The 19,807-nt window shown below is 68.8% G+C and carries 20 protein-coding genes, 1 tRNA gene, 1 pseudogene and 1 riboswitch; of the genes and pseudogenes, 8 read left to right on the top strand and 14 right to left on the bottom strand.

Going from position 1 to position 19,807, the window contains the following annotated elements; genetic code table 11:
- Window positions 1-54: 54 nt before the first annotated feature.
- Window positions 55-1,410 (bottom strand): DUF445 domain-containing protein, encoded by a 1,356-nt coding sequence (locus tag ACGFZQ_RS00820; protein WP_393838562.1) that lies wholly within the window; start codon window positions 1,408-1,410, stop codon window positions 55-57.
- A 171-nt stretch (window positions 1,411-1,581) separates the two neighbouring features.
- Here ACGFZQ_RS00820 and ACGFZQ_RS00815 point away from each other — a divergent pair, with 171 nt between their 5' ends.
- Window positions 1,582-2,922: an SGNH/GDSL hydrolase family protein gene (locus tag ACGFZQ_RS00815; protein WP_393838561.1), complete on the top strand. Its 1,341-nt coding sequence runs from the start codon at window positions 1,582-1,584 to the stop codon at window positions 2,920-2,922.
- Between the two features lie 290 nt (window positions 2,923-3,212).
- On the opposite strand, the gene ACGFZQ_RS00810 is transcribed toward ACGFZQ_RS00815, so the two are convergent.
- Genes ACGFZQ_RS00810 through ACGFZQ_RS00795 form a run of 4 tightly spaced genes read right to left on the bottom strand, consistent with a single transcriptional unit; the run spans window position 3,213 to window position 6,705 of the window.
- Window positions 3,213-3,992, bottom strand: a complete 780-nt coding sequence (locus ACGFZQ_RS00810) for a DUF1707 domain-containing protein (RefSeq protein WP_393838560.1) — start codon at window positions 3,990-3,992, stop codon at window positions 3,213-3,215.
- A 32-nt stretch (window positions 3,993-4,024) separates the two neighbouring features.
- Complete coding sequence (locus ACGFZQ_RS00805; RefSeq protein WP_393838559.1) at window positions 4,025-5,071, bottom strand: ATP-binding cassette domain-containing protein; 1,047 nt, start codon at window positions 5,069-5,071, stop codon at window positions 4,025-4,027.
- Window positions 5,072-5,111: 40 nt separating this feature from the next.
- Complete coding sequence (locus tag ACGFZQ_RS00800) at window positions 5,112-5,876, bottom strand: ABC transporter permease (protein ID WP_393839217.1); 765 nt, start codon at window positions 5,874-5,876, stop codon at window positions 5,112-5,114.
- Window positions 5,877-5,919: 43 nt separating this feature from the next.
- Window positions 5,920-6,705, bottom strand: coding sequence for an ABC transporter permease (locus ACGFZQ_RS00795; protein WP_393838558.1), 786 nt, complete (start codon window positions 6,703-6,705; stop codon window positions 5,920-5,922).
- Window positions 6,706-7,394: 689 nt separating this feature from the next.
- Here ACGFZQ_RS00795 and ACGFZQ_RS00790 point away from each other — a divergent pair.
- Window positions 7,395-9,722, top strand: coding sequence for a transglycosylase domain-containing protein (locus ACGFZQ_RS00790; RefSeq protein WP_393839216.1), 2,328 nt, complete (start codon window positions 7,395-7,397; stop codon window positions 9,720-9,722).
- Window positions 9,723-9,742: 20 nt separating this feature from the next.
- On the opposite strand, the pseudogene ACGFZQ_RS00785 reads toward ACGFZQ_RS00790, so the two are convergent.
- The 3 genes and pseudogenes from ACGFZQ_RS00785 to ACGFZQ_RS00775 all read right to left on the bottom strand — a co-directional run bounded on the left by ACGFZQ_RS00785 (window position 9,743) and on the right by ACGFZQ_RS00775 (window position 10,959).
- Window positions 9,743-10,093, bottom strand: a pseudogene (locus ACGFZQ_RS00785) (DMT family transporter).
- Window positions 10,094-10,127: 34 nt separating this feature from the next.
- Window positions 10,128-10,201: riboswitch (guanidine-III (ykkC-III) riboswitch) on the bottom strand.
- A 53-nt stretch (window positions 10,202-10,254) separates the two neighbouring features.
- On the bottom strand, window positions 10,255-10,557 hold the full coding sequence (locus ACGFZQ_RS00780) for a co-chaperone GroES (protein ID WP_076089203.1): 303 nt from the start codon (window positions 10,555-10,557) through the stop codon (window positions 10,255-10,257).
- 72 nt (window positions 10,558-10,629) lie between these two features.
- Window positions 10,630-10,959, bottom strand: coding sequence for a DUF3618 domain-containing protein (locus ACGFZQ_RS00775; RefSeq protein WP_351748295.1), 330 nt, complete (start codon window positions 10,957-10,959; stop codon window positions 10,630-10,632).
- Window positions 10,960-11,055: 96 nt separating this feature from the next.
- Here ACGFZQ_RS00775 and bcp point away from each other — a divergent pair, with 96 nt between their 5' ends.
- The 4 genes from bcp to ACGFZQ_RS00755 all read left to right on the top strand — a co-directional run bounded on the left by bcp (window position 11,056) and on the right by ACGFZQ_RS00755 (window position 13,224).
- Entirely contained in the window at window positions 11,056-11,523 is a 468-nt protein-coding gene (bcp, locus tag ACGFZQ_RS00770) for a thioredoxin-dependent thiol peroxidase (protein ID WP_393838557.1), read from the top strand.
- 137 nt (window positions 11,524-11,660) lie between these two features.
- The gene (locus ACGFZQ_RS00765; protein ID WP_393838556.1) at window positions 11,661-12,287 is read left to right on the top strand and encodes an HNH endonuclease signature motif containing protein; all 627 of its coding nucleotides are present in this window, start codon (window positions 11,661-11,663) and stop codon (window positions 12,285-12,287) included.
- Window positions 12,284-13,141 (top strand): HNH endonuclease, encoded by an 858-nt coding sequence (locus tag ACGFZQ_RS00760; protein WP_393838555.1) that lies wholly within the window; start codon window positions 12,284-12,286, stop codon window positions 13,139-13,141. The genes ACGFZQ_RS00765 and ACGFZQ_RS00760 overlap by 4 nt, the downstream gene beginning before the upstream one ends.
- Window positions 13,142-13,148: 7 nt before the next feature.
- Window positions 13,149-13,224 (top strand) — tRNA-Leu (locus ACGFZQ_RS00755).
- A gap of 55 nt (window positions 13,225-13,279) precedes the next feature.
- On the opposite strand, the gene rdgB is transcribed toward ACGFZQ_RS00755, so the two are convergent.
- The 4 genes from rdgB to ACGFZQ_RS00735 form a co-directional block, all read right to left on the bottom strand.
- The gene (rdgB, locus tag ACGFZQ_RS00750) at window positions 13,280-13,885 is read right to left on the bottom strand and encodes an RdgB/HAM1 family non-canonical purine NTP pyrophosphatase (protein WP_393838554.1); all 606 of its coding nucleotides are present in this window, start codon (window positions 13,883-13,885) and stop codon (window positions 13,280-13,282) included.
- 33 nt (window positions 13,886-13,918) lie between these two features.
- A complete protein-coding gene (locus ACGFZQ_RS00745) occupies window positions 13,919-14,320 on the bottom strand; it encodes a hypothetical protein (RefSeq protein WP_393838553.1) in 402 nt (133 codons plus the stop codon).
- Between the two features lie 130 nt (window positions 14,321-14,450).
- The gene (gene rph / locus ACGFZQ_RS00740; protein WP_393838552.1) at window positions 14,451-15,191 is read right to left on the bottom strand and encodes a ribonuclease PH; all 741 of its coding nucleotides are present in this window, start codon (window positions 15,189-15,191) and stop codon (window positions 14,451-14,453) included.
- A 77-nt stretch (window positions 15,192-15,268) separates the two neighbouring features.
- Window positions 15,269-15,502 (bottom strand): PTS glucose/sucrose transporter subunit IIB, encoded by a 234-nt coding sequence (locus tag ACGFZQ_RS00735; protein ID WP_365802983.1) that lies wholly within the window; start codon window positions 15,500-15,502, stop codon window positions 15,269-15,271.
- A 189-nt stretch (window positions 15,503-15,691) separates the two neighbouring features.
- Here ACGFZQ_RS00735 and ACGFZQ_RS00730 point away from each other — a divergent pair, with 189 nt between their 5' ends.
- Both ACGFZQ_RS00730 and ACGFZQ_RS00725 read left to right on the top strand, forming a co-directional pair.
- The gene (locus ACGFZQ_RS00730; RefSeq protein ID WP_393838551.1) at window positions 15,692-16,990 is read left to right on the top strand and encodes a PTS transporter subunit EIIC; all 1,299 of its coding nucleotides are present in this window, start codon (window positions 15,692-15,694) and stop codon (window positions 16,988-16,990) included.
- Window positions 16,991-17,122: 132 nt separating this feature from the next.
- A complete protein-coding gene (locus ACGFZQ_RS00725; protein ID WP_393838550.1) occupies window positions 17,123-18,373 on the top strand; it encodes a PTS transporter subunit EIIC in 1,251 nt (416 codons plus the stop codon).
- A 107-nt stretch (window positions 18,374-18,480) separates the two neighbouring features.
- Here the strand turns inward: ACGFZQ_RS00725 and ACGFZQ_RS00720 are convergent, their stop codons facing one another.
- Both ACGFZQ_RS00720 and ACGFZQ_RS00715 read right to left on the bottom strand, forming a co-directional pair.
- Window positions 18,481-18,825 (bottom strand): hypothetical protein, encoded by a 345-nt coding sequence (locus ACGFZQ_RS00720; protein ID WP_393838549.1) that lies wholly within the window; start codon window positions 18,823-18,825, stop codon window positions 18,481-18,483.
- Window positions 18,826-18,961: 136 nt separating this feature from the next.
- Window positions 18,962-19,714 (bottom strand): MBL fold metallo-hydrolase, encoded by a 753-nt coding sequence (locus ACGFZQ_RS00715; protein ID WP_393838548.1) that lies wholly within the window; start codon window positions 19,712-19,714, stop codon window positions 18,962-18,964.
- Window positions 19,715-19,807: the final 93 nt, after the last annotated feature.

Here is a 19,807-nt window from a genome sequence, read left to right as displayed (position 1 = left end):
GGAAGGGAACCGAAACCCCCGGCCGAGTGCCCAGCCCCGGGCCGCTGAAGCTCCCTACGCGCCCAGCGCCCGCGACACCGTGAAGATCAGCACTCCGGCCAGCGACCCCACCACCGTGCCATTGATCCGGATGAACTGCAGATCACGCCCGATGTGCGCCTCGATCTTCCGGGTGGTGTGCTCGGCGTCCCAGCCCGCGACGGTGTCGGTGATCAGGGAGGTGATCTCCTTGCGGTAGGTCGACACGACGTGCACGGCCGCGCCCTCCACCCAGCTGTCCACCTTGTCCTGGACCTTGGCTTCGTCGGCCATCCGGGCGCCCAGGGAGATCAGGGAGGCGCGGACGCGCAGCCGCAGTTCGCTGCGTTCGTCCTCGGCCGCCGAGACGATCATGGACCGTACGGCCGTCCAGGCGGACGCGATCAGGTCCTGCACCTCGCCCCGGCCCAGGACCTCGCCCTTGAGCCGCTCGACCCGGGCCCGGGTGTCGGTGTCGGACTGGAGGTCGTTCGCGAAGTCCGTGAGGAAACGGTCGAGGGCGCCGCGCGCCGGGTGCGACGGCATGTCCCGCATCTCGGAGCAGAAACGCAGCAGCTCCTTGTAGACGCGCTCGCCGACCCGCCGGTCCACGAACCGGGGCGTCCAGCCGGGCGCCCCGCCCTGGACGGCGTCCATGACGGAGTCCCCGTGCTGCACCAGCCAGTCGTACGCCCGGGAGACGACCAGGTCCACGACCCGCTTGTGACCGCCGTCGGCGACGACCCGGTCCAGCATCTTGCCGATGCCGGGGGCGATCTCCTGGGCGTCGGCCCGCCGAGTGATCGCCTCGCCGACCACGGCCTGCACGTCGGAGTCCCGCAGCACGGTCAGGGCGCCGCGCAGCGCGGTCGCCAGCTCGGCCGTCACCCGGTCGGCGTTCTTCGGCTCCGCCAGCCACGCGCCGAGCCGGCCGGCGATGCCGACGGCGTGCAACCGCTGTCGTACGACGTCCTGGGAGAGGAAGTTCTCGCCGACGAACTCGCCCAGCGAGACGCCGAGCTGGTCCTTCTTGTTGGGGATGATCGCGGTGTGCGGGATGGGCACACCGAGGGGGTGCCGGAAGATCGCGGTGACCGCGAACCAGTCGGCCATCGCGCCGACCATGCCCGCTTCTGCGGCCGCGGCGACGTAGTCCGCCCAGACTCCCGCGCCCTCGCCGGACGCCCACTTGGCCAGCGCGTACACCAGCGCGACGAACAGCAGCAGGCCGGTCGCCATGCGCTTCATTTGCCGTACGCCGCGCTGGCGCTCCTCGTCGGCGGGCGTGAACGCGTTCATGGACTTGTAGGACGGGGCCGGCGGGGCCGGGGTGCCCCCCGTCCGGGCGCCCGCCCGGCGGTCGCCGTCCGGCGCTTCCGTACGTTCCTCCATCTGCTCCACCCGTTCGCAGCCGGTCTCACCCTCATGGTGATCCCGCACATATTGTCCCTTCCTGACCTACTCCCGGAACGGAACAAGAGTTCCCGTCGTCTGTCTGTTCGGGAAATTCCGGCAGGCCCGCCCGTCAGACGCCTGCCCTCGGTCGAGGAGAACTGAACACGCATGACCCGGCGTCACCACGGTTACGCCCTGCTCGGTGCGATCGTCGCGCTGATCGTGGCCCTGTCCGCCGCGCTCTACACCGGCGTCGCCGCCGACGGCACGTCCCGGAGCACCGCCGACGCGGACGGAGCCGGCCGCCACCACGGCGCCTCGGCGGCACCCGTGTCGGCCGGTACCTGGGTCGGCGCCTGGTCGGCGTCCCCGGTGGGCGGCGAGCCGGGCACCGAGACGAACGGGCTGGCGGGCCGGTCGGTACGCAACGTCGTGCACACGACCGCGTCCGGTACGAGCGCCCGGATCACGCTCTCCAACCTGTACGGGCAGTCGGCGCTCACCCTCACCCACGCCTCGATCGCCCTCGCGGCCGGCCACGACACGGCGGAGGCCGACGCCGGGACGATGCGGCGGCTCACCTTCGGCGGCTCCGCGTCCGTCGTCGTACCGGCGGGCGGGCAGGTGGTCAGCGACGTGGTGGCGATCCGGGTGCCGCGCGGCGCGGACGTGCTGGTCACCACGTACTCCCCGACGCCGTCCGGGCCGGTGACCTATCACCCGCGGGCCCGTCAGGTGTCGTACGTCGCGGACGGCGACCGTACGGAGGACGCGGGCGCGTCCGCGTACACCGGGCAGACGCCGTACTGGCGGTATCTCACCGCGCTGGACGTGCTGAGCGACGACTCCGACGGCACGGTGGTGATGTTCGGGGACTCGCTGACCGACGGGATCACCTCGACGCAGGGGGCCAACCGGCGCTGGCCGGACGTGCTGGCGGGGCGGCTGCGGCGGGCCGTGGCCGGGGGTTCCGACGTGCCGCGCTACAGCGTGGTCAACGCGGGGATCAGCGGCAACCAGGTCCTCACGGACGGGCTCGGGCGGCCGGCGGAGAACGAGAGCGGTGTCGGCCGCTTCGGCCGTGACGTCCTGTCCCGTCCGGACGTCAGGGTCGTCGTCATCGATCTCGGGATCAACGACATCCTGCGCGACCGTCGGCTCGCCGACCCCGACGCGGTCGTCGCCGGGCTGCGCTCGCTCGTCCGCGCGGCCCATGCGCGCGGGTTGAAGGTGGTGGGGGCGACGCTGATGCCCTTCCAGGGCCACCGGGGCTGGACACCAGCGAGGGAAACGGTTCGCCAGGAGATCAACGAGCGGATCCGGTCGGGGCGGGTGTACGACGCGGTGACCGACTTCGACAAGGCGCTGCGGGACCCTTACGCCCCGAACCGCCTCCGTCCCTACTACGACTCCGGCGACCACCTCCACCCGAACGACAGCGGCTTCGCGAAGATGGCCGACGAGTTCGACCTGACCGACCTGAGGGGCGCCGGCTCGACGGAACTGTAGGCAAGCCACCCCCGCGGGCCGGTGGGGGCCGTTCGCGCAGTTCCCCGCGCCCCTGGGTCGGCTGGGCCGCCGCCGGTCGACAGTCCCGACACCCACTGCCTCGCCCCCCAACTCCCGCCGCAACGGCGACCAGCCGCGACGGCGGTATCCGGCGGTGCCGGACCGGCCGACGGCCGGTGGTTCACCGCGGGCCGGTGGGGGCTGATCGCGCAGTTCCCCGCGCCCCTCGGGTGGCTGCCCCGACGCCGGTCGACAGGCAGCGTGCGCCGGTGGGCTGTGGCGACGCCGAACTAGTGGTGGCCGTGCCTTCGGCGGTCGCGTTCCTCGCGGCGGTCCTGCCGTTCGGCTCTGCGGTCCTCGCGCCACTCGTGGCGGGCCGCGTGGAGTTCGTGGCGGGAGGATCCGCGGTCCAGTTTCTCCTGGCGGCGTTCCTCCTTGAGGCGTTGGCGCTCTGCCCTGGTGACCTTGTGCTCCACCTGGACGCCGCCCCAGAAGGCGAAGCCCGTCACGATCACCCTCGGTGCGGCCGGATCCGGCGGGGTGCCCTCCTCGCGGTGGTCGAAGCCGCCCATGATGCCGATGCCCCGCATCACGACCTCGACGCCCGGCGGCACGATCACGCTCATCCCGCCCATGATCGCGACGCAGTTGATCTCGATCTCCCGGTCCGCGAAGTTCGCCTCACGCAGGTCGATCTCGCCGCCGCCCCAGAACACGAGGCTGTTGAAGCGTTTGGGCGCCGTCCAGCGGCCCTTGCGCTGGAAGCCGGACATCACGGCCACCGCCCAGGAGGACGAGCCCTCGCCGCCGACTATCCGGCTTCCCCAACTGCCGCTCTCCGCCGGCGGCTTGCTCAGCGACACCGGCACCGCCGGCGAACCGCCCGTCGCGGGGAGGTCCCTCGTGATCGGCGTCAGCTCACCGTATGTGCGGGCCTTGTACGTCGCCTCCAGCCGCTCCTCGAACTCGTCCATGTCGAGCCGCCCCTCCGCGAGGGCGTCCCTGAGGATCTCGCTGACTCGTTCGCGATCGGCGTCGGAGGCGCGCAGCTCCGGGGCATCCTCGGTCATACGTGCAGACTACGAGTTCCGGTCGCCGGGCACTATGCCGTCGTGCGCTCCGAAGGGGGTTGAGAGGCGTCCCCCGGTGCCCCCGATGCCCCGGGTGCCCCCGGCGTCTCCAAGGAACGCAGCATCTTCGCGATGACCGTCTCGATGTCCGGTTCCCGGACGGAGAGGTCCGCCAAGGGATAGTCCGCCGCGATCCGCGCCACCAGCGGCGCCGCCGACTCCGACGCCGGGAACGCCAGCCACTGCCGCGGCCCCTCCACCTTCACCACCCGCGCCGACCCGCCCGCCTCGACCGGCGGCAGCTCCCGCTCCAGGTCCACCACCAGGGTCCGTTCGCTCTCCCCCGCCTCGTGCAGGCCGGCGAGCGGACCGTCGTACACCAGCCGCCCGTGGTCGATGACCATCACGCGCGAGCACAACTGCTCGATGTCCTGGAGGTCGTGGGTGGTGAGCAGGACCGTGGTGCCGCGTTCGGTGTTCAACTCCCGGAGGAAGTCGCGGACCTTGGCCTTGGAGATGACGTCCAGGCCGATCGTCGGCTCGTCCAGGTACAGCACGTCCGGGTCGTGCAGCAGCGCCGCCACGATGTCGCCGCGCATCCGCTGGCCGAGGGAGAGCTGCCGTACCGGGACGTCCAGCAGGCTCTCCAGCGAGAGGAGTTCGACCAGGCGGTCCAGGTTCTCCCGGTAACGCGCGTCGGGGATGCGGTACATGCGGTGCATCAGGCGGTAGGAGTCGATGAGCGGGAGGTCCCACCACAGGGTCGTGCGCTGGCCGAAGACGACGCCGATGCGGTGGGCCAGTTTCGTACGCTCGCGGGATGGGTCGATGCCGGCCACCCGGAGCCGGCCGCCGCTCGGGGTCAGGATGCCCGTCAGCATCTTGATCGTGGTCGACTTCCCGGCGCCGTTCGGGCCGATGTAGCCGACCATCTCGCCGCGCGCCACCGTGAACGAGAGCGAGTCGACCGCCCGTACCTGCCGGCGTTCCCGTTTCAGGAACCCGGCCTTCTTGCGGACCTCGAAGACCTTCTCCACCCCGTCGACCTCGATGAACACCTCGCCGGCCCCGACGGACATGTCCGACATAAGATCAGCTCTCCCCACTCCGGTCATCGGATCAGCTGCCAGTGCTTCGATACGCCCTGAGGCCCGCCCGCCATGCCAGCCCCGCCAGCACGCAGCACACCACCGCCACCAGCGGCGACGACCACGCCGTCCACGCCGGCAGCCGCAGCGGATACGGCCGCCCCAGCACATACGCGGCCGGCACCCAGTTGACGAAGGCCAGCGGCAGCATGAACGTCACCCCGCGCACGAAGTCCTTCCCGAACACCGTCGGCGGGTACTGGAGCAGCGTCGTACCGCCGTACGTGAACGCGTTCTGCACCTCCGCCGCGTCCTGCGCCAGGAACTGGAAGGCCGCGCCCGCCACGAACAGGGCGCAGAAGATCGCCGCGCCGGCGGCCAGCATCAGCGGGATCAGCAGCACCTTCGCCGGCGTCCAGGCGATGCCGGCGGAGACCAGCGCCCAGCCCAGCACCACCGCGCCCTGGGTGATCCGGCCGAGGCGGCGCAGCGCGAAGTGGTCCGCGCCGATCTGGGCCAGCACCGGGGCCGGCCGGACCAGCAGCGTGTCGAAGGAGCCGTCGCGGATCCGGGTGCCCAGCACGTCCATCGAGCCCAGCACCAGGTCGGCGACGCCGAACGCGGTCGCCGACAGGCCGTACAGGAAGGCCACCTCGGGCAGCGACCAGCCGCCGAGCGAGTCGACCTGCGAGAACATCAGCAGGATCGTGGCGAAGTCCAGGCCGGTCACCAGCAGGTTCCCGGCGACCGTGATGGCGAAGGAGGTCCGGTAGATCATCGTGGAACGGATCCACATCCCGGCGATCAACAGGTACGCCCGAAGGCCCTCCCGGACACGCTCACCCACCCTGCACCACCACCCGTCGCGTCGCCGCCGACTGCAGCAGCCGCCCCGCCGCCAGCAGCGCCACCGCCCACGCGGCCTGGAAGGCGAACGCCCCCGCCACACCGGTCTCCCCCATCAGCACGTCCGCCGGCATCTGGATCTGCGCCGCCCACGGCAGGACGCGGACGACCTCGCCGAAGGCGCCCGGGAAGACGTTCAGCGGCAGGGTCATGCCCGAGAAGAAGATCCCCGTGATCATCAGGACCTGGTTGACGCCCATCCCGTCCATCAGCCAGAACGCGCTCAGCGCGACCAGGTAGCGGATGCCGAAGCTGACGAGCATCGCGAGGAGCAGCGCGACCAGGAAGGCGGCCCAGGTACCGGCGTCCGTGGGCAGCGCCATCGGGAAGAACACCGCGCCGACCAGGAAGGGAATCACGCCCCGTCCCAGCAGCTGGAACAGCGAGCGACCCAAATCGGTCGCGAGCCACCACAGTTGAAGATCGGCCGGACGGTACAGGTCAATCGCGATCGCGCCCGTACGGATACGCTCCATCAGGTCTTTTTCCACGCCCCCGCCCTGGATCGCGAGGGTCGCGTAAAGGCACTGTCCGAGCCACACATAGGTCACCGCCTGCGCCTGGCCATAGCCTCCGAGGTGCGGTTTCTCGTCCCACAGCGCCAAGTACGTGTAGACGAGGATGATCCCGAAGGCCGTATTGGTGAACACCCCGGCCGCCGTGGCCGCCCGATACGTCGCGTACCGTCTGAAACCCCCCGCCGCGACGGCCGTGTACAACCGTCCAGCGCCCACGCCAACCGACCTCCCGGATCGCCCGACACCGAAGCGCAGGAGCCTACTGCGCTGACGACATCGCAGGCCACGCAATTTCCGTGACCGAAGCGTGCCGGAATCCGGGAACGGAACGCACGGTGCGAGAGTCTTCAACAGGGGGCGCAGAAGCGTACGAGGTCGTACGGGAACGAACGTACGACGCGAAACAGGAGTCCGTGCACTACATGAGCGACGAGCCGCAGCCGCAACAGCCGAGCCAGGGCGGCGGAGGCCCGACGGTGCCGCCGGCCGCGGCCGAGGAGAAGCAGACCCCACCGCAGCCGGCGACCGAGGCGAAGCAGCCGGAGCCGCCCGCGGCGGCCGGGCAGGCGAGGACGGAGCAGCCGCCGGAGGACAGCGGGCAGGACACGCAGACGCGTCAGCTCACGGCGGTCACGGTGCCGAGGGCGCGCCCGCCCGCGGCGGCCGAGAACAGACAGGACGCGCAGGACACACAGGACCGGCAGGACACACAGGACCGGCAGGACACACAGGACAGCCAGGACACGCAGACACGGCAGCTCGCGGCGGTCAGGGCGCCGAAGGCGGAAACGCCCACGGCGGTCACCGCGGTCACCGCTCCCAACGCGCCCACGGCGCCCGGGGCGGAGCCGCCCGCGGCCGACGTGCCGACGAACGGGGGCAAGAAGAAGATGAAGCGACCCAAGCGGACCGGATTGCGGCGGATCCTCCCCACCTGGCGCATGCTGCTCGGCACCTTCGTGATCGGGGTACTCCTGCTCATCGGCCTGTTCTTCCTCGGCTACTCGATGGTGAAGATCCCGGCCGCCAACGCGTTCGCCACCAAGCAGTCCAACGTGTACCTGTACGCCGACGGCTCCCAGCTCGCCCGCGACGGCGAGGTCAACCGGGAGAACGTGGACCTCTCCCAGGTCTCCGCGGACGCCCAGCACGCCGTGCTCGCCGCCGAGGACCGCGACTTCTACACCGAGTCCGCCGTCGACCCCAAGGCGATGCTGCGCGCCGCCTGGAACACCGCGACCGGCAAGGGCACCCAGTCCGGCTCGACGATCACCCAGCAGTACGTGAAGAACTACTACCTCGCCCAGGAACAGACCGTCACCCGAAAGGTGAAGGAGTTCTTCATCTCGATCAAGCTGGACCGCAGCGAGTCCAAGGACGAGATCCTCGAGGGCTACCTCAACACCAGCTACTTCGGCCGCAACGCCTACGGCATCCAGGCCGCCGCCCAGGCCTACTACGGCATGGACGCCACCGACCTCGACCCGGCCCGCGCCGCCTACCTCGCCGCCCTCGTCAACGCACCCAGCGAGTACGACGTCGTCGCCCACCCCGAGAACAAGGCGGCGGCCGTCGCCCGCTGGAACTACGTCCTGGACGGCATGGTCAAGAAGGGCTGGCTCGACGCCTCCAAGCGGCAGGGGATGAAGTTCCCGATGCCCAAGGAGCAGACCGCCTCCACCGGCATGTCCGGACAGCGCGGCTACCTCGTCGAGGCCGTCAAGAGCTACCTGATCAAGAACAAGATCGTCGACTCCGACGCCCTGGAGGCCGGCGGCTACCGCATCACCACCACCATCGAGAAGGACAAGCAGAACGCCTTCGTCAAGGCGGTCGACGACAAGCTGATCTCCCAGCTGGACAAGAAGAACAACAAGGCCGATAACTACGTGCGCGCCGGCGGCGCCTCGGTCGACCCGAAGACCGGCAAGGTCGTCGCCATGTACGGCGGCATCGACTACGTGAAGCAGTACACCAACGGCGCGACCCGCGGTGACTTCCAGGTCGGCTCCACCTTCAAGCCCTTCGTCTTCGCCTCCGCCGTCGACAACGGCTCCACCACCCAGTCCGGCCAGACCATCACCCCGAACACCTACTACGACGGCACCGACAAGCGCCCCGTCCAGGGCTGGTCCGGTGGCACCTACGCGCCGGAGAACGAGGACGAGAAGTCCTACGGCCAGATCACCGTCCGCAAGGCCACCGACCTGTCGGTGAACGCGGTGTACGCGCAGATGGCCGTCGACGTCGGCCCGTCCAAGGTCAAGGAGACCGCCGTCGACCTGGGCATCCCGTCCGACACCAAGGACCTCCAGCCGTACCCGTCCATCGCCCTCGGCACCGCCACCGCCAGCGTCCTGGACATGGCGGAGGCCTACGCCACGCTCGCCAACCACGGCAGGCACGGCACGTACACGATGGTCGAGAAGGTCACCAAGGACGGCACGGAGGAGATCAAGCTGCCCCGGTCGGTGACCAAGCAGGCCATCAGCCGGCAGGCCGCCGACACCACCACCTCGATCCTGCAGAGCGTCGTCGAGAACGGCACCGCCACCGCCGCCCAGGCCGCGGGCCGCCCCGCGGCCGGCAAGACCGGCACCGCCGAGGAGGACACCGCCGCCTGGTTCGCGGGCTACACCCCCGACCTCGCCACCGTCGTCTCCGTGATGGGCCAGGACCCGGTCACCGCCGCCCACAAGTCGCTCTACGGCGCGCTCGGCCTCGCCCGTATCAACGGCGGCGGCGCCCCGACCGAGATCTGGTCGCAGTACACCAAGGCCGCCCTGGAAGGCGTCACCGCCTCCGCCTTCGACCTCGACCTCCAGCCCGGCGCCGAGACCGTGGCCCCGGCCACCCAGAACCCGGCCACCCCGGGCACCGGCGGCCAGGACAACGGCGGCACCACCGGCGAGAACCAGGACAACGGCGGCACCACCGGCGGCGACCAGGACAACGGCGGCACGACGGACGGCTCCACCACCGACGGCACCACCGACGGCTCCACGACGGACGGCTCCACCACCGACGGCTCGACCACGTCCGGTACGACGACCTCCGGCACCGACTCCGGCACGACGACCTCGGGCACCGACGCCGGCACCTCCACCGGCACCACGACCGACGGCACCAGTACGGGTACGACGTCCGGAAACACCGACGCCGGCACCAACACCGGGACCACGGCGGGCGACGACGGCGGCGGCCTCGGCTTCCAGTAGCCGACCGGCGTCATGCCCGGTCAGTGACCGCTGGTCGCCTTGAGTCCCACCACGGCGACCAGCAGCAGGCACACGAAGAAGATCCGCGCGGCGGTGGCCGGCTCCCCCGGCACCACCATCCCGAACACCGCCGCCCCGGCCGCCCCGATCCCCACCCAGACGCCGTACGCGGTACCGATGGGCAGGGTCCGGGCGGCGTACGAGAGCAGCAGCATGCCGGCGACGATCCCGCCGCCGGTGAGCAGGCTGGGCACGAGCCGGGTGAACCCGTCGGTGTACGGGGGTCTGGGGGTGTCCCCCAGAAATCACAGCATGCCGATGGACCACCCGACTTCGAGCAGACCGGCGACGACAAGCAGAACCCAGGCCATGACAGGCACCTCCGAGACGTTTCACTGAACGGGGGGTGCGTCGTCTTTGCCTCAGCGGTCCCGGTACGGCGCGTCTCGTCGGGCTGGCTCCTTCGAAGGTAGCAAAGAAACACCAAAGGGGCCCGGTGACCACAGCCACCAGACCCCTCTCAGCCTCTGAATCAGAGATACAGGCCGGTCGAGTCCTCCGAGCCCTCGAACCGGTCGGCGGCCACCGCGTGCAGATCCCGCTCCCGCATCAGGACATAGGCCACCCCGCGCACCTCGACCTCGGCACGGTCCTCCGGGTCGTACAGCACCCGGTCACCGGGCTCCACCGTCCGCACGTTCTGCCCGACCGCGACCACCTCGGCCCAGGCCAGCCGGCGCCCGACGGCCGCCGTCGCGGGAATGAGAATCCCTCCGCCCGACCGTCGCTCACCCTCACCGGTGTCCTGCTTGACCAGGACCCGGTCGTGCAGCATGCGGATGGGCAGCTTGTCGTGATGGGTGTCGTTTCTGTTGGCGCTCACGCCTTTGAACCTACCTGTTTCCGCTCAGCTCTTACGCCGCCGGCTACCGAACACGAGCAGACCGACCACGCCCACGGCCACCAGGGCGACCGGCACCACACGTTCGAGCCGCGGCGCGCCCTCCTCGTCCACGAACTGGGCCCGCACATCGCTCACGACCCGGTTGACCTGGACGTAGGCCCGCCCGAGGGTGTGATCGACGTTGGCCGCGACCTTGGCCTTCGCATCGCCGACGATGGTCTTCGGATGCACCCGCACCCCGATCTCGTCCAGCGTCTCGGCCAGCACATCGCGGCGGAGCTTGATGTCCGCCTCGATCTGCGCCGGGGTTCTGGTGTCCGACGTGTCCGCCACCGTGGGCCCTCCGAAGTCTCCCGTGCTCCCTGTCCTGGACAGTCTGTCAGTTCTCGCGGCCCCCGCACTGTCAGGACCCCCCGTTACGCTGGACCGATGAGCGAGCGACTCCAGCCCGGGGACGTAGCCCCCGACTTCACCCTCCCCGACGCCGACGGCAACGAGGTGTCCCTCTCCGCCCACAAGGGCCGCAAGGTCATCGTCTACTTCTACCCGGCCGCGCTGACGCCCGGCTGCACGAAGCAGGCCTGCGACTTCACGGACAACCTCGACCTGCTGGCCGGCGCGGGCTACGACGTCATCGGCGTCTCCCCCGACCAGCCGGAGAAACTCGGCAAGTTCCGCGACAAGGAGAACCTCAAGGTCACCCTCGTCGCCGACCCCGACAAGAAGGTCCTGGACACGTACGGCGCGTACGGCGAAAAAATGAACTACGGCAAGACCTACATGGGCGTCATCCGCTCCACGATCATCGTGGACGAGGAGGGCAAGGTGGAACGAGCCCTCTACAACGTCCGAGCCACCGGCCACGTAGCCAAGATCATCAAGGACCTGGGCATCTGACTGCCGCATCTGCCACCGACGGCCCGCACCAGGAGCGACCTGGCGCGGGCCGTTCTCTCTTCTCCGAGCGTGACTGTCCGATAACCGGTTCGTTACTCCGTACGGGCTGCGAACGCGCGGCCGGAGACGGAGGAGACGTGACCGTTCGGTACACCCGCGAGCTGCTGGAGGAGGCGGCTCGCCGAACGAAGCACATCGACGACGCGGTACGTTGGTGCGGCGGCCGCCCCACACCTGGCAGCAGGCGCTACCTGCGGCAGAAAATGGCTGAAGAAGGCATCGACGTCTCACACTTCGAGACAAAGCACATTCGGCACACCGAAGCACGGTTACGCGAGGCCGTGGCGGCGTCGACAAGCATCAAGGACGTCGTACGCCACCTTGGGATCAGCCAGGTAGGCGGCAACCAGACGCATATCAGCCGCCGCATCGCCAAGTTCGGGATCGACACGAGCCATTTCTGCCCGGCACGGCCAGGTCGCGCGAAGGGTTCACTCGGGGGCCCTCTCTGCCTCCGCCACCCTGAGGACGGGCGAGTCCCCGGAGAACGTCTGCACCGCGCGTTACTCCGCCTTGGAGTCGAGGAGCGTTGCGCGATGTGCCACACAGGCCCGGAACGCAACGGTCAGCCCCTCAGACTCGAAGTGGATCACATCAACGGAGACTGGTGGGACAACCGGCCTGAGAACCTCCAGTTACTCTGCCCCAACTGCCATGCGGTTACGGATACTTACCGAGGCCGCAGAAAGAGGGCCAGGGTATGAGCGCCCCGAAGTACACACACGCACTGCTCGTCCGCGCCGCCGCAGCCTCCACCAGCCTGGTCGACCTGATGCGCAGGCTGAACGCGCCGTTGGGGAGTGGACCGCGCCATTACCTGCTCAAGCGTCTTGAGTACTACGGCATCGACACCTCGCACTTCCTTGATGAACCGCTGCCCGCACGAGAACGGCGAAACTACTCAAAGGAGGTTCTGCAGGCGGCAGCAGCACGTTCGCACAGCATCCGAGAGATGCTGGAGCATATGGGCCTCGATCCGCGCGACAGCCCGTACGGCCACATTCGCAAAAAACTCGATCAGTTCGGGATCGACACTTCGCACTTCACGAGCGGGCGCAGGTACGGGCCGGGCATCCTGCCCTTCGACCGACTCGCTCCTGCAGTCGCCTCCTCCCGGAGCATCGCGGATCTCCTGAAGCAGCTCGGTATCGTGGACAACGGGGCGGCACGGGAACGCATCAAGCGCAGCGTGGAATCTCACGGCCTGTCGATCGACCATTTCGTAGGCCAAGGACATCGCCTCGGCGTTCCCTGCGAGAACCGCAAGTCAGCAGCCGAAACCCTGGTGCGGCTTGAGCCGGGCGCCCCCCGTATCAAAACGGTGCGGTTGAGACGCGCACTCGATGACCTCGACGTCCCCCATGCTTGTGACACCTGCGGTGTCGGGGACATCTGGCAAGGCAAACGCCTCGTCCTGGAGATCGACCACGTCAATGGAGACCGACTGGACAACCGCCGGGAGAACCTGCGGTACCTGTGCCCTTCGTGCCACAGCCAGACGAAAACCTTCGCGAATCGATCTCCCCGTACGACCCCATCGCCGGGCACAGTACAGTAAGCACGACGGGTCCGTACCCCAGCTGGCCAAGAGGGCGCCGGTTTAGGTCCGGTGTGTCGTGGGTTCGAGTCCCACCGGGCCCACAGGAAGATTCGACCCCGCACCTTGGATTCAAAGGTGCGGGGTCTTTTCGTCGACTCAGCCCAACAGCTCCCGAACCACCGGCACCAACCCCCGGAACGCCTTCCCCCGGTGGCTGATCGCGTTCTTCTCGTCGGGGGTCAGCTCGGCGCAGGTCCGGGTCTCCCCCTCCGGCTGGAGGATCGGGTCGTAGCCGAAGCCGTTCGTGCCGGACGGGGTGTGGCGGAGGGTGCCTCGCAGTTGACCCTCGACCACCCGCTCCGTGCCGTCCGGCAACGCCAGTGCCGCCGCGCAGGCGAAGTGGGCGCCCCTGTGTTCCTCGGCGATGTCCGAGAGCTGGGCCAGGAGGAGGTCCAGGTTGGCCTTGTCGTCGCCGTGGCGGCCGGCCCAGCGGGCGGAGAAGATGCCGGGGGCGCCGTTGAGGACGTCCACGCAGAGGCCGGAGTCGTCGGCCACCGCGGGGAGGCCGGTGGCCTGGGCGAGGGCGTGGGCCTTGAGCAACGCGTTCTCGGCGAAGGTGACGCCCGTCTCCTTGACGTCGGGGATGTCGGGATACGCGTCGGCGCCCACCAGCTCGTGGGGCAGCCCCGCCTCGGCGAGGATGCCGCGGAGTTCGGTGATTTTTCCGGCGTTGCGGGTGGCGAGGATCAGGCGGGTCGTCATGACACGCAGTATCCCAAGGGCCCGGCCGGCGGGTTACGGCGTGCAGACCTTGGTCAGTTCGCCGGCCGCGTCGGTGACGGGGGTGACGTCGGGGGTCGAGTCGCCGTTCCTGATGGCCGTGCGGACGTTGTCCACGGCCTTGTCGAGGTCGTCGACGGCCTTGTTGACGTCGGCGTCGTCGGTCTTGTCGCCGATCTTCTTCAGGTTGCTCTGGATGGAGTCGAGGGAGGCGTCGGCCTGGGTGGGGTCGTTCGCGGCGTTCTCCACGGCCTGCTGGAGGTCGGTGACGCTGTCGGCGATGGAGTCGGCGGTCTGGACGCAGTCCAGGGCCTTGTTCACGGCGTCGCAGCCGGTGAGGCCGATGGTGAGTGCGGTGGTCGCGGCCACGGCGGCGATGGCGATGATGCGACGGCCTCGGCGTCGGCTGGCGGCCATGACGGTGTTCCCCTCCCGTTGTGTACGACTGGCCGGGCGCACGGCTGTTCAGGCCGTGCGCCCGTACCTATGGGGACGCGGTGTCGCCCGCTCTGGTTGCCCCGTCGTACCTCTGCTTTTTGGGTTCCCTTTACTTTGCCGGGAGGGCGGCTTCGAGGGCCGCGCGCTGGATGGCGGCCAGGTCGGTGCAGCCGGCGACGGCGAGGTCGAGGAGGGCGTTGAGTTCGTCGCGGGCGAAGGGTTCGGCCTCGGCGGTGCCCTGGACCTCGACGAAGCGGCCGTCGCCGGTGCAGACGACGTTCATGTCGGTCTCGGCCCTGACGTCCTCCTCGTAGCAGAGGTCGAGGAGGGGGACCTTGCCGACGATGCCGACGGAGACGGCCGAGACGGTGCCGGTCAGGGGCTGGCGGCCGGCCTTGACGAGCTTGCGTTCCTTCGCCCAGGTGACGGCGTCGGCGAGTGCCACGTACGCGCCGGTGATCGCCGCGGTGCGGGTGCCGCCGTCGGCCTGGAGGACGTCGCAGTCCAGGACGATGGTGTTCTCGCCGAGGGCCTTGTAGTCGATGACCGCGCGCAGGGAGCGGCCGATGAGGCGGGAGATCTCGTGGGTGCGGCCGCCGATCTTGCCCTTGACGGACTCGCGGTCGCCGCGGGTGTTGGTGGCGCGGGGCAGCATGGAGTACTCCGCGGTGACCCAGCCCTCGCCGCTGCCCTTGCGCCAGCGGGGGACGCCTTCGGTGACGGAGGCGGTGCAGAAGACCTTGGTGTCGCCGAAGGAGACGAGGACGGAGCCCTCGGCGTGCTTGCTCCAGCCGCGTTCGATGGTGACCGGGCGGAGTTGTTCGGGGGTGCGGCCGTCGATTCGAGACATGGCCGTGAGCCTATCGGGAGCTGCGGAAGGGGCTCGTCCCGAGGCGGGAGGAGCCCCTTCGAGGTGAGCGGGGAGGCTTACATCATGTCCTCGATCTCCGCGGCGATCGGGTCGGCGTCGGTACCGATGACGACCTGGATGGCGTTGCCCATCTTGACGACGCCGTGGGCTCCAGCGGCTTTCAGGGCGGCGTCGTCGACCTTCGAGGCGTCGTGGACCTCGGTGCGCAGCCGGGTGATGCAGCCTTCGATCTCGTCGATGTTCTCGATTCCGCCGAGGCCGGCGACGATCTTCTCAGCCTTGCTGGCCATGTTCTTTCTCCCTGATCCGAACCGCTTTGTCGCAGTAACCCACAGTTGGCCCAACTTTTCGAGCGGCCGTGCCGCGCCTGCCGAATGATGGCGAGCACTGCGGCGGAACCGTCGTCAACTGGTCTACACCAGCGGGCGGGCGGCCGCCAAACCCCTGCGGTGGAGCCGAGCGGCCCGGAGGACGTGCCCATGAGTGCCGAGAGCGCCGACAGCACGGCGGGTCCCGCGCGGGAGCGGTGGAACGCCCTTTTCCAGGGGTTGCAGAAGATGGGCCGGAGTCTGCAGCTGCCGATCGCGGTGCTGCCGGCGGCGGGGATCCTCAACCGGCTGGGGCAGCCTGATGTGTTCGGCGACCAGGGACTTGGCTGGACGGTTGTCTCCCAGGTGATGAAGGGCGCGGGTGGCGCGCTGCTGGACGGCTCGGTCGGGCTTCCGCTGTTGTTCTGTGTCGGGGTTGCGATCGGGATGGCGAGGAAGGCGGACGGTTCGACGGCGCTGGCGGCGGTGGCGGGGTTCCTCGTCTACTACGGGGTGCTGCACCAGTTCCCGGAGGACTGTCCGGGTGGGTCCAGGACCCTGCCGGGGATCGGCTGCCAGGTGCGCGACGGGTCGGTGTCGACGTTCACGTTCCAGAATCCGGGCGTGTTCGGCGGTATCGCCCTCGGGTTGCTGTCGGCCTTCTTCTGGGCTCGTTACCACCGCACGAGGCTGGTGGACTGGCTGGGGTTCTTCAACGGGCGGCGGCTGGTGCCGATCATCATGTCGTTCGTGGCGATCGTGTTCGCGGTGCTGTGTCTGTGGGTGTGGCCGCCGGTGGGGAGCGCGCTGGAGAGTTTCAGCCACTGGCTGCGGGACGCGGGTGCGTGGGGTGCGGGGGTGTTCGGGGTCGCGAACCGGGCGTTGCTGGTGATCGGTCTGCACCAGTTCCTGAACGTGCCCATCTGGTTCCAGTTCGGCAGTTACACCACGCCCGACGGCCAGACGGTGCACGGGGACATCAACATGTTCCTGGCGGGCGATCCGCATGCGGGCCAGTTCACCTCGGGGTTCTTCCCGATCATGATGTTCGCGCTGCCGGCGGCGGCGCTGGCCATGACGCACTGTGCGAAGCCGCATCGGCGCAAGGAGATCGGTGGTCTGATGCTGTCGGTGGCGCTGACGTCGTTCGTCACGGGGATCACCGAGCCACTGGAGTACTCGTTCCTGTTCATCGCGCCCGTCCTGTACGCGGTGCACGCGGTGCTGACGGGGGTGTCGATGGCGGTGACCTGGGGGCTGGGGGTGCACGACGGGTTCAGCTTCTCGGCGGGACTGATCGACTACGTCATCAACTGGAGCCTGGCGACCAGGCCTTGGGCCATCATCCCGATCGGGCTGTGCTTCGCGGCCGTCTACTACGTGATCTTCCGGTTCGCCATCACGAGGTTCGATCTGAAGACGCCGGGAAGGGAGCCGGAGGACGAAGTGGAGGATGTCACCAAGGTCTGAGCGGAGGGTCCACGCTCGGCATACAAAGCGTAGTTCTCCGGTTGCGGAATTGACGGGTTCCTTATAACGCCCCCATCGTGTACAACAGGTCTACACCACTGAGTGGTGTAGACCACCACCGATGGAGGAAGTATGACAACCGCCACCGCGACGGCGGCTCCCACAAAGAAGTGGGGATCCGGTCTGTTCCAGGGCCTGCAGAAGGTCGGCCGCAGCCTTCAGCTCCCGATCGCCGTGCTGCCGGCGGCGGGTCTGATGGTCCGGCTCGGTCAGCCGGACGTGTTCGGGGCCGACGGTCTCGGCTGGGACAAGGTTGCCTCGGTCTTCGCGAACGCCGGCGGCGCCATCACAGGCAGCCTTCCGCTGCTCTTCTGTGTGGGCGTCGCCATCGGCTTCGCGAAGAAGTCCGATGGTTCGACTGCCCTAGCCGCGCTCGTGGGCTTCCTGGTGTACAGCAAGGTCCTGGAGTCCTTCCCGGTCACCGACGCCAAAATCACCAAGGGCGCGGACATAGCCGCGACTTACAACAACCCCGGTGTCCTCGGCGGCATCATCATGGGTCTCCTGTCGGCGGTCCTGTGGCAGCGATACCACCGCAAGAAGCTCGTGGACTGGCTCGGCTTCTTCAACGGCCGCCGTCTCGTCCCGATCATCATGGCCTTCGTCGGCACGGCCGTCGGCGTCTTCTTCGGGCTCGTCTGGGAGCCGATCGGTGACGCGATCACGAACTTCGGCGAGTGGATGACCGGCCTGGGCGCGTTCGGTGCCGCCCTGTTCGGTGGCATCAACCGCGCGCTCATCCCGATCGGCATGCACCAGTTCGTGAACACGGTGGCGTGGTTCCAGCTCGGCGAGTTCAAGGACGCCGCGGGCCAGGTCTTCACGGGTGACTACAACCGCTTCCTGCACGGCGACCCCACCGCCGGAATGTTCATGCCCGGCTTCTTCCCGATCATGATGTTCGGTCTGCCCGCCGCCGCCCTGGCCATGGCACACACCGCCCGCCCGGAGCGTCGCAAGGCCGTCACGGGCATGATGGTCTCGCTCGCGCTCACGTCCTTCGTGACCGGTGTGACCGAACCGATCGAGTTCTCCTTCATGTTCATCGCCCCGCTCCTCTACGTCATCCACGCGGTGCTGACCGCCGTGTCCATGGCGGTCACCTGGGGCCTCGGAGTCCACGACGGCTTCAACTTCTCCGCGGGCTTCATCGACTACGCCCTGAACTGGAACCTGGCGACCAAGCCCTGGCTGATCATCCCGATCGGCCTGGTGTTCGCGGTGATCTACTACACGGTCTTCCGCTTCGCCATCGTCCGCTTCAACCTCCCCACCCCGGGCCGCGAGCCCGAGGAGGAGATCGAGGACCTCACGAAGGCGTAACCATCCGAGGCGAGACCCAACGAGTGAGGCTCGGAACCCCTGGGGTTCCGAGCCTCACTCGTCACCTTGGTTCACCGAAGCCCACCACTGGCGGTTCGGTCACACCATCAGACGCAGCCGGGCCCCACGCTCGTGGTGCCCGCGTCGTACTTGTCCCAGCCGGCGGTTCCGCCGCTCATGTAGTGCCACATGTGAAAGCTGCAGTGATAGCCGGCCGACGGACCTGCGTCCACCCTGACCTTCTTCAGGAAATCGAACTGCCGCCAGGCGCCCGAAGGGCACTGCTTGGTGTGAGACTCCGAGATCTTCTTCGGTACCAGACACGTGGTGTTCGTCCACGCGGGCACCTGCTCGGTCACCGAAGCGGACGCGGTCGGGGCCGCAAGCCCCGTACCGGCCAGCAGCCCCACCGTGGCGACCGCTATTGCCGCGTACTGACGTACTCCAGCCATGGCATCCCCCTCATTTACTTGTTCGCATGGCGCGACGGATGGTCATTCCGCCGCGATCAAGGGATGATGGTATAGACCTTTCGAATCGTCGGTCAATGGATTGCATGCTTCATCGGAGGACTGCGTCAGCCACGCCTCAGATCTCGTACGTCACCCTGGGCGCCGCCAGGTCCACCGGGCCGTCGAAGACCTCGCGGGCGTCGGCGAGGTTGACGGCGGGGTCGGTCCACGGGGGGATGTGGGTGAGGAGCAGCCGGCGGGCGCCGGCGCGGGCGGCGGTCTCGCCGGCCTCGCGGCCGTTGAGGTGCAGGTCCGGGATGTTCTCCTTGCCGTGCGTGAAGGCCGCCTCGCACAGGAACAGGTCGGTGTCCCGGGCCAGCGATTCGAGCGCGTCCGTGACGCCCGTGTCGCCGGAGTACGTCAGGGACTTCCCGGCGTGTTCGATGCGGATGCCGTAGGCCTCCACGGGATGGCGGACCCGCTCGGTGTGGACCGTGAAGGGGCCGAGGTCGAACGTGGACGGCTTGACCGTGTGGAAGTCGAAGACCTCGCTCATCGAGGAGGCGGTGGGGGTGTCGGCGTAGGCCGTGGTGAGGCGGTGCTCGGTGCCCTCGGGGCCGAAGACCGGGATCGGGGGGCACGGGCCGCCGTCGTGGCGGTAGTAGCGCGCCACGAAGTAGGCGCACATGTCGATGCAGTGGTCGGCGTGCAGATGGCTCAGGAAGATCGCGTCGAGGTCGTAGAGACCGCAGTGGCGCTGCAGCTCGCCAAGGGCGCCGTTGCCCATGTCGAGAAGCAGCCGGTAGCCGTCGGCCTCGACGAGGTAGCTCGAACAGGCCGATTCCGCGGACGGGAACGACCCCGAGCAGCCGACGACGGTGAGCTTCATGAAGCAGAAACCTCCGTTGGCGGAACACCCGGAACAACCGGGAACTGAGTCGGAGAACAGAGAGGTGAGCGGGGGTCGTGCGGTTTGTCGAGG

The organism is Streptomyces sp. NPDC048254 (assembly GCF_043201895.1).
Lineage (GTDB): Bacteria > Actinomycetota > Actinomycetes > Streptomycetales > Streptomycetaceae > Streptomyces.
Note: the sequence above shows the minus strand (reverse complement) of the source record. Positions and strands in the feature narration are given on the sequence as shown.

Coding starts and splice junctions, on each gene's coding strand:
- ACGFZQ_RS00820 (WP_393838562.1), bottom strand. CDS start 1,410: ATGGAGGAACGTACGGAAGCGCCGGACGGCGACCGCCGGGCGGGCGCC.
- ACGFZQ_RS00815 (WP_393838561.1), top strand. CDS start 1,582: ATGACCCGGCGTCACCACGGTTACGCCCTGCTCGGTGCGATCGTCGCG.
- ACGFZQ_RS00810 (WP_393838560.1), bottom strand. CDS start 3,992: ATGACCGAGGATGCCCCGGAGCTGCGCGCCTCCGACGCCGATCGCGAA.
- ACGFZQ_RS00805 (WP_393838559.1), bottom strand. CDS start 5,071: ATGTCCGTCGGGGCCGGCGAGGTGTTCATCGAGGTCGACGGGGTGGAG.
- ACGFZQ_RS00800 (WP_393839217.1), bottom strand. CDS start 5,876: ATGTGGATCCGTTCCACGATGATCTACCGGACCTCCTTCGCCATCACG.
- ACGFZQ_RS00790 (WP_393839216.1), top strand. CDS start 7,395: ATGAAGCGACCCAAGCGGACCGGATTGCGGCGGATCCTCCCCACCTGG.
- ACGFZQ_RS00780 (WP_076089203.1), bottom strand. CDS start 10,557: ATGCTGCACGACCGGGTCCTGGTCAAGCAGGACACCGGTGAGGGTGAG.
- bcp (WP_393838557.1), top strand. CDS start 11,056: ATGAGCGAGCGACTCCAGCCCGGGGACGTAGCCCCCGACTTCACCCTC.
- ACGFZQ_RS00760 (WP_393838555.1), top strand. CDS start 12,284: ATGAGCGCCCCGAAGTACACACACGCACTGCTCGTCCGCGCCGCCGCA.
- rdgB (WP_393838554.1), bottom strand. CDS start 13,885: ATGACGACCCGCCTGATCCTCGCCACCCGCAACGCCGGAAAAATCACC.
- ACGFZQ_RS00745 (WP_393838553.1), bottom strand. CDS start 14,320: ATGGCCGCCAGCCGACGCCGAGGCCGTCGCATCATCGCCATCGCCGCC.
- rph (WP_393838552.1), bottom strand. CDS start 15,191: ATGTCTCGAATCGACGGCCGCACCCCCGAACAACTCCGCCCGGTCACC.
- ACGFZQ_RS00735 (WP_365802983.1), bottom strand. CDS start 15,502: ATGGCCAGCAAGGCTGAGAAGATCGTCGCCGGCCTCGGCGGAATCGAG.
- ACGFZQ_RS00730 (WP_393838551.1), top strand. CDS start 15,692: ATGAGTGCCGAGAGCGCCGACAGCACGGCGGGTCCCGCGCGGGAGCGG.
- ACGFZQ_RS00725 (WP_393838550.1), top strand. CDS start 17,123: ATGACAACCGCCACCGCGACGGCGGCTCCCACAAAGAAGTGGGGATCC.
- ACGFZQ_RS00720 (WP_393838549.1), bottom strand. CDS start 18,825: ATGGCTGGAGTACGTCAGTACGCGGCAATAGCGGTCGCCACGGTGGGG.
- ACGFZQ_RS00715 (WP_393838548.1), bottom strand. CDS start 19,714: ATGAAGCTCACCGTCGTCGGCTGCTCGGGGTCGTTCCCGTCCGCGGAA.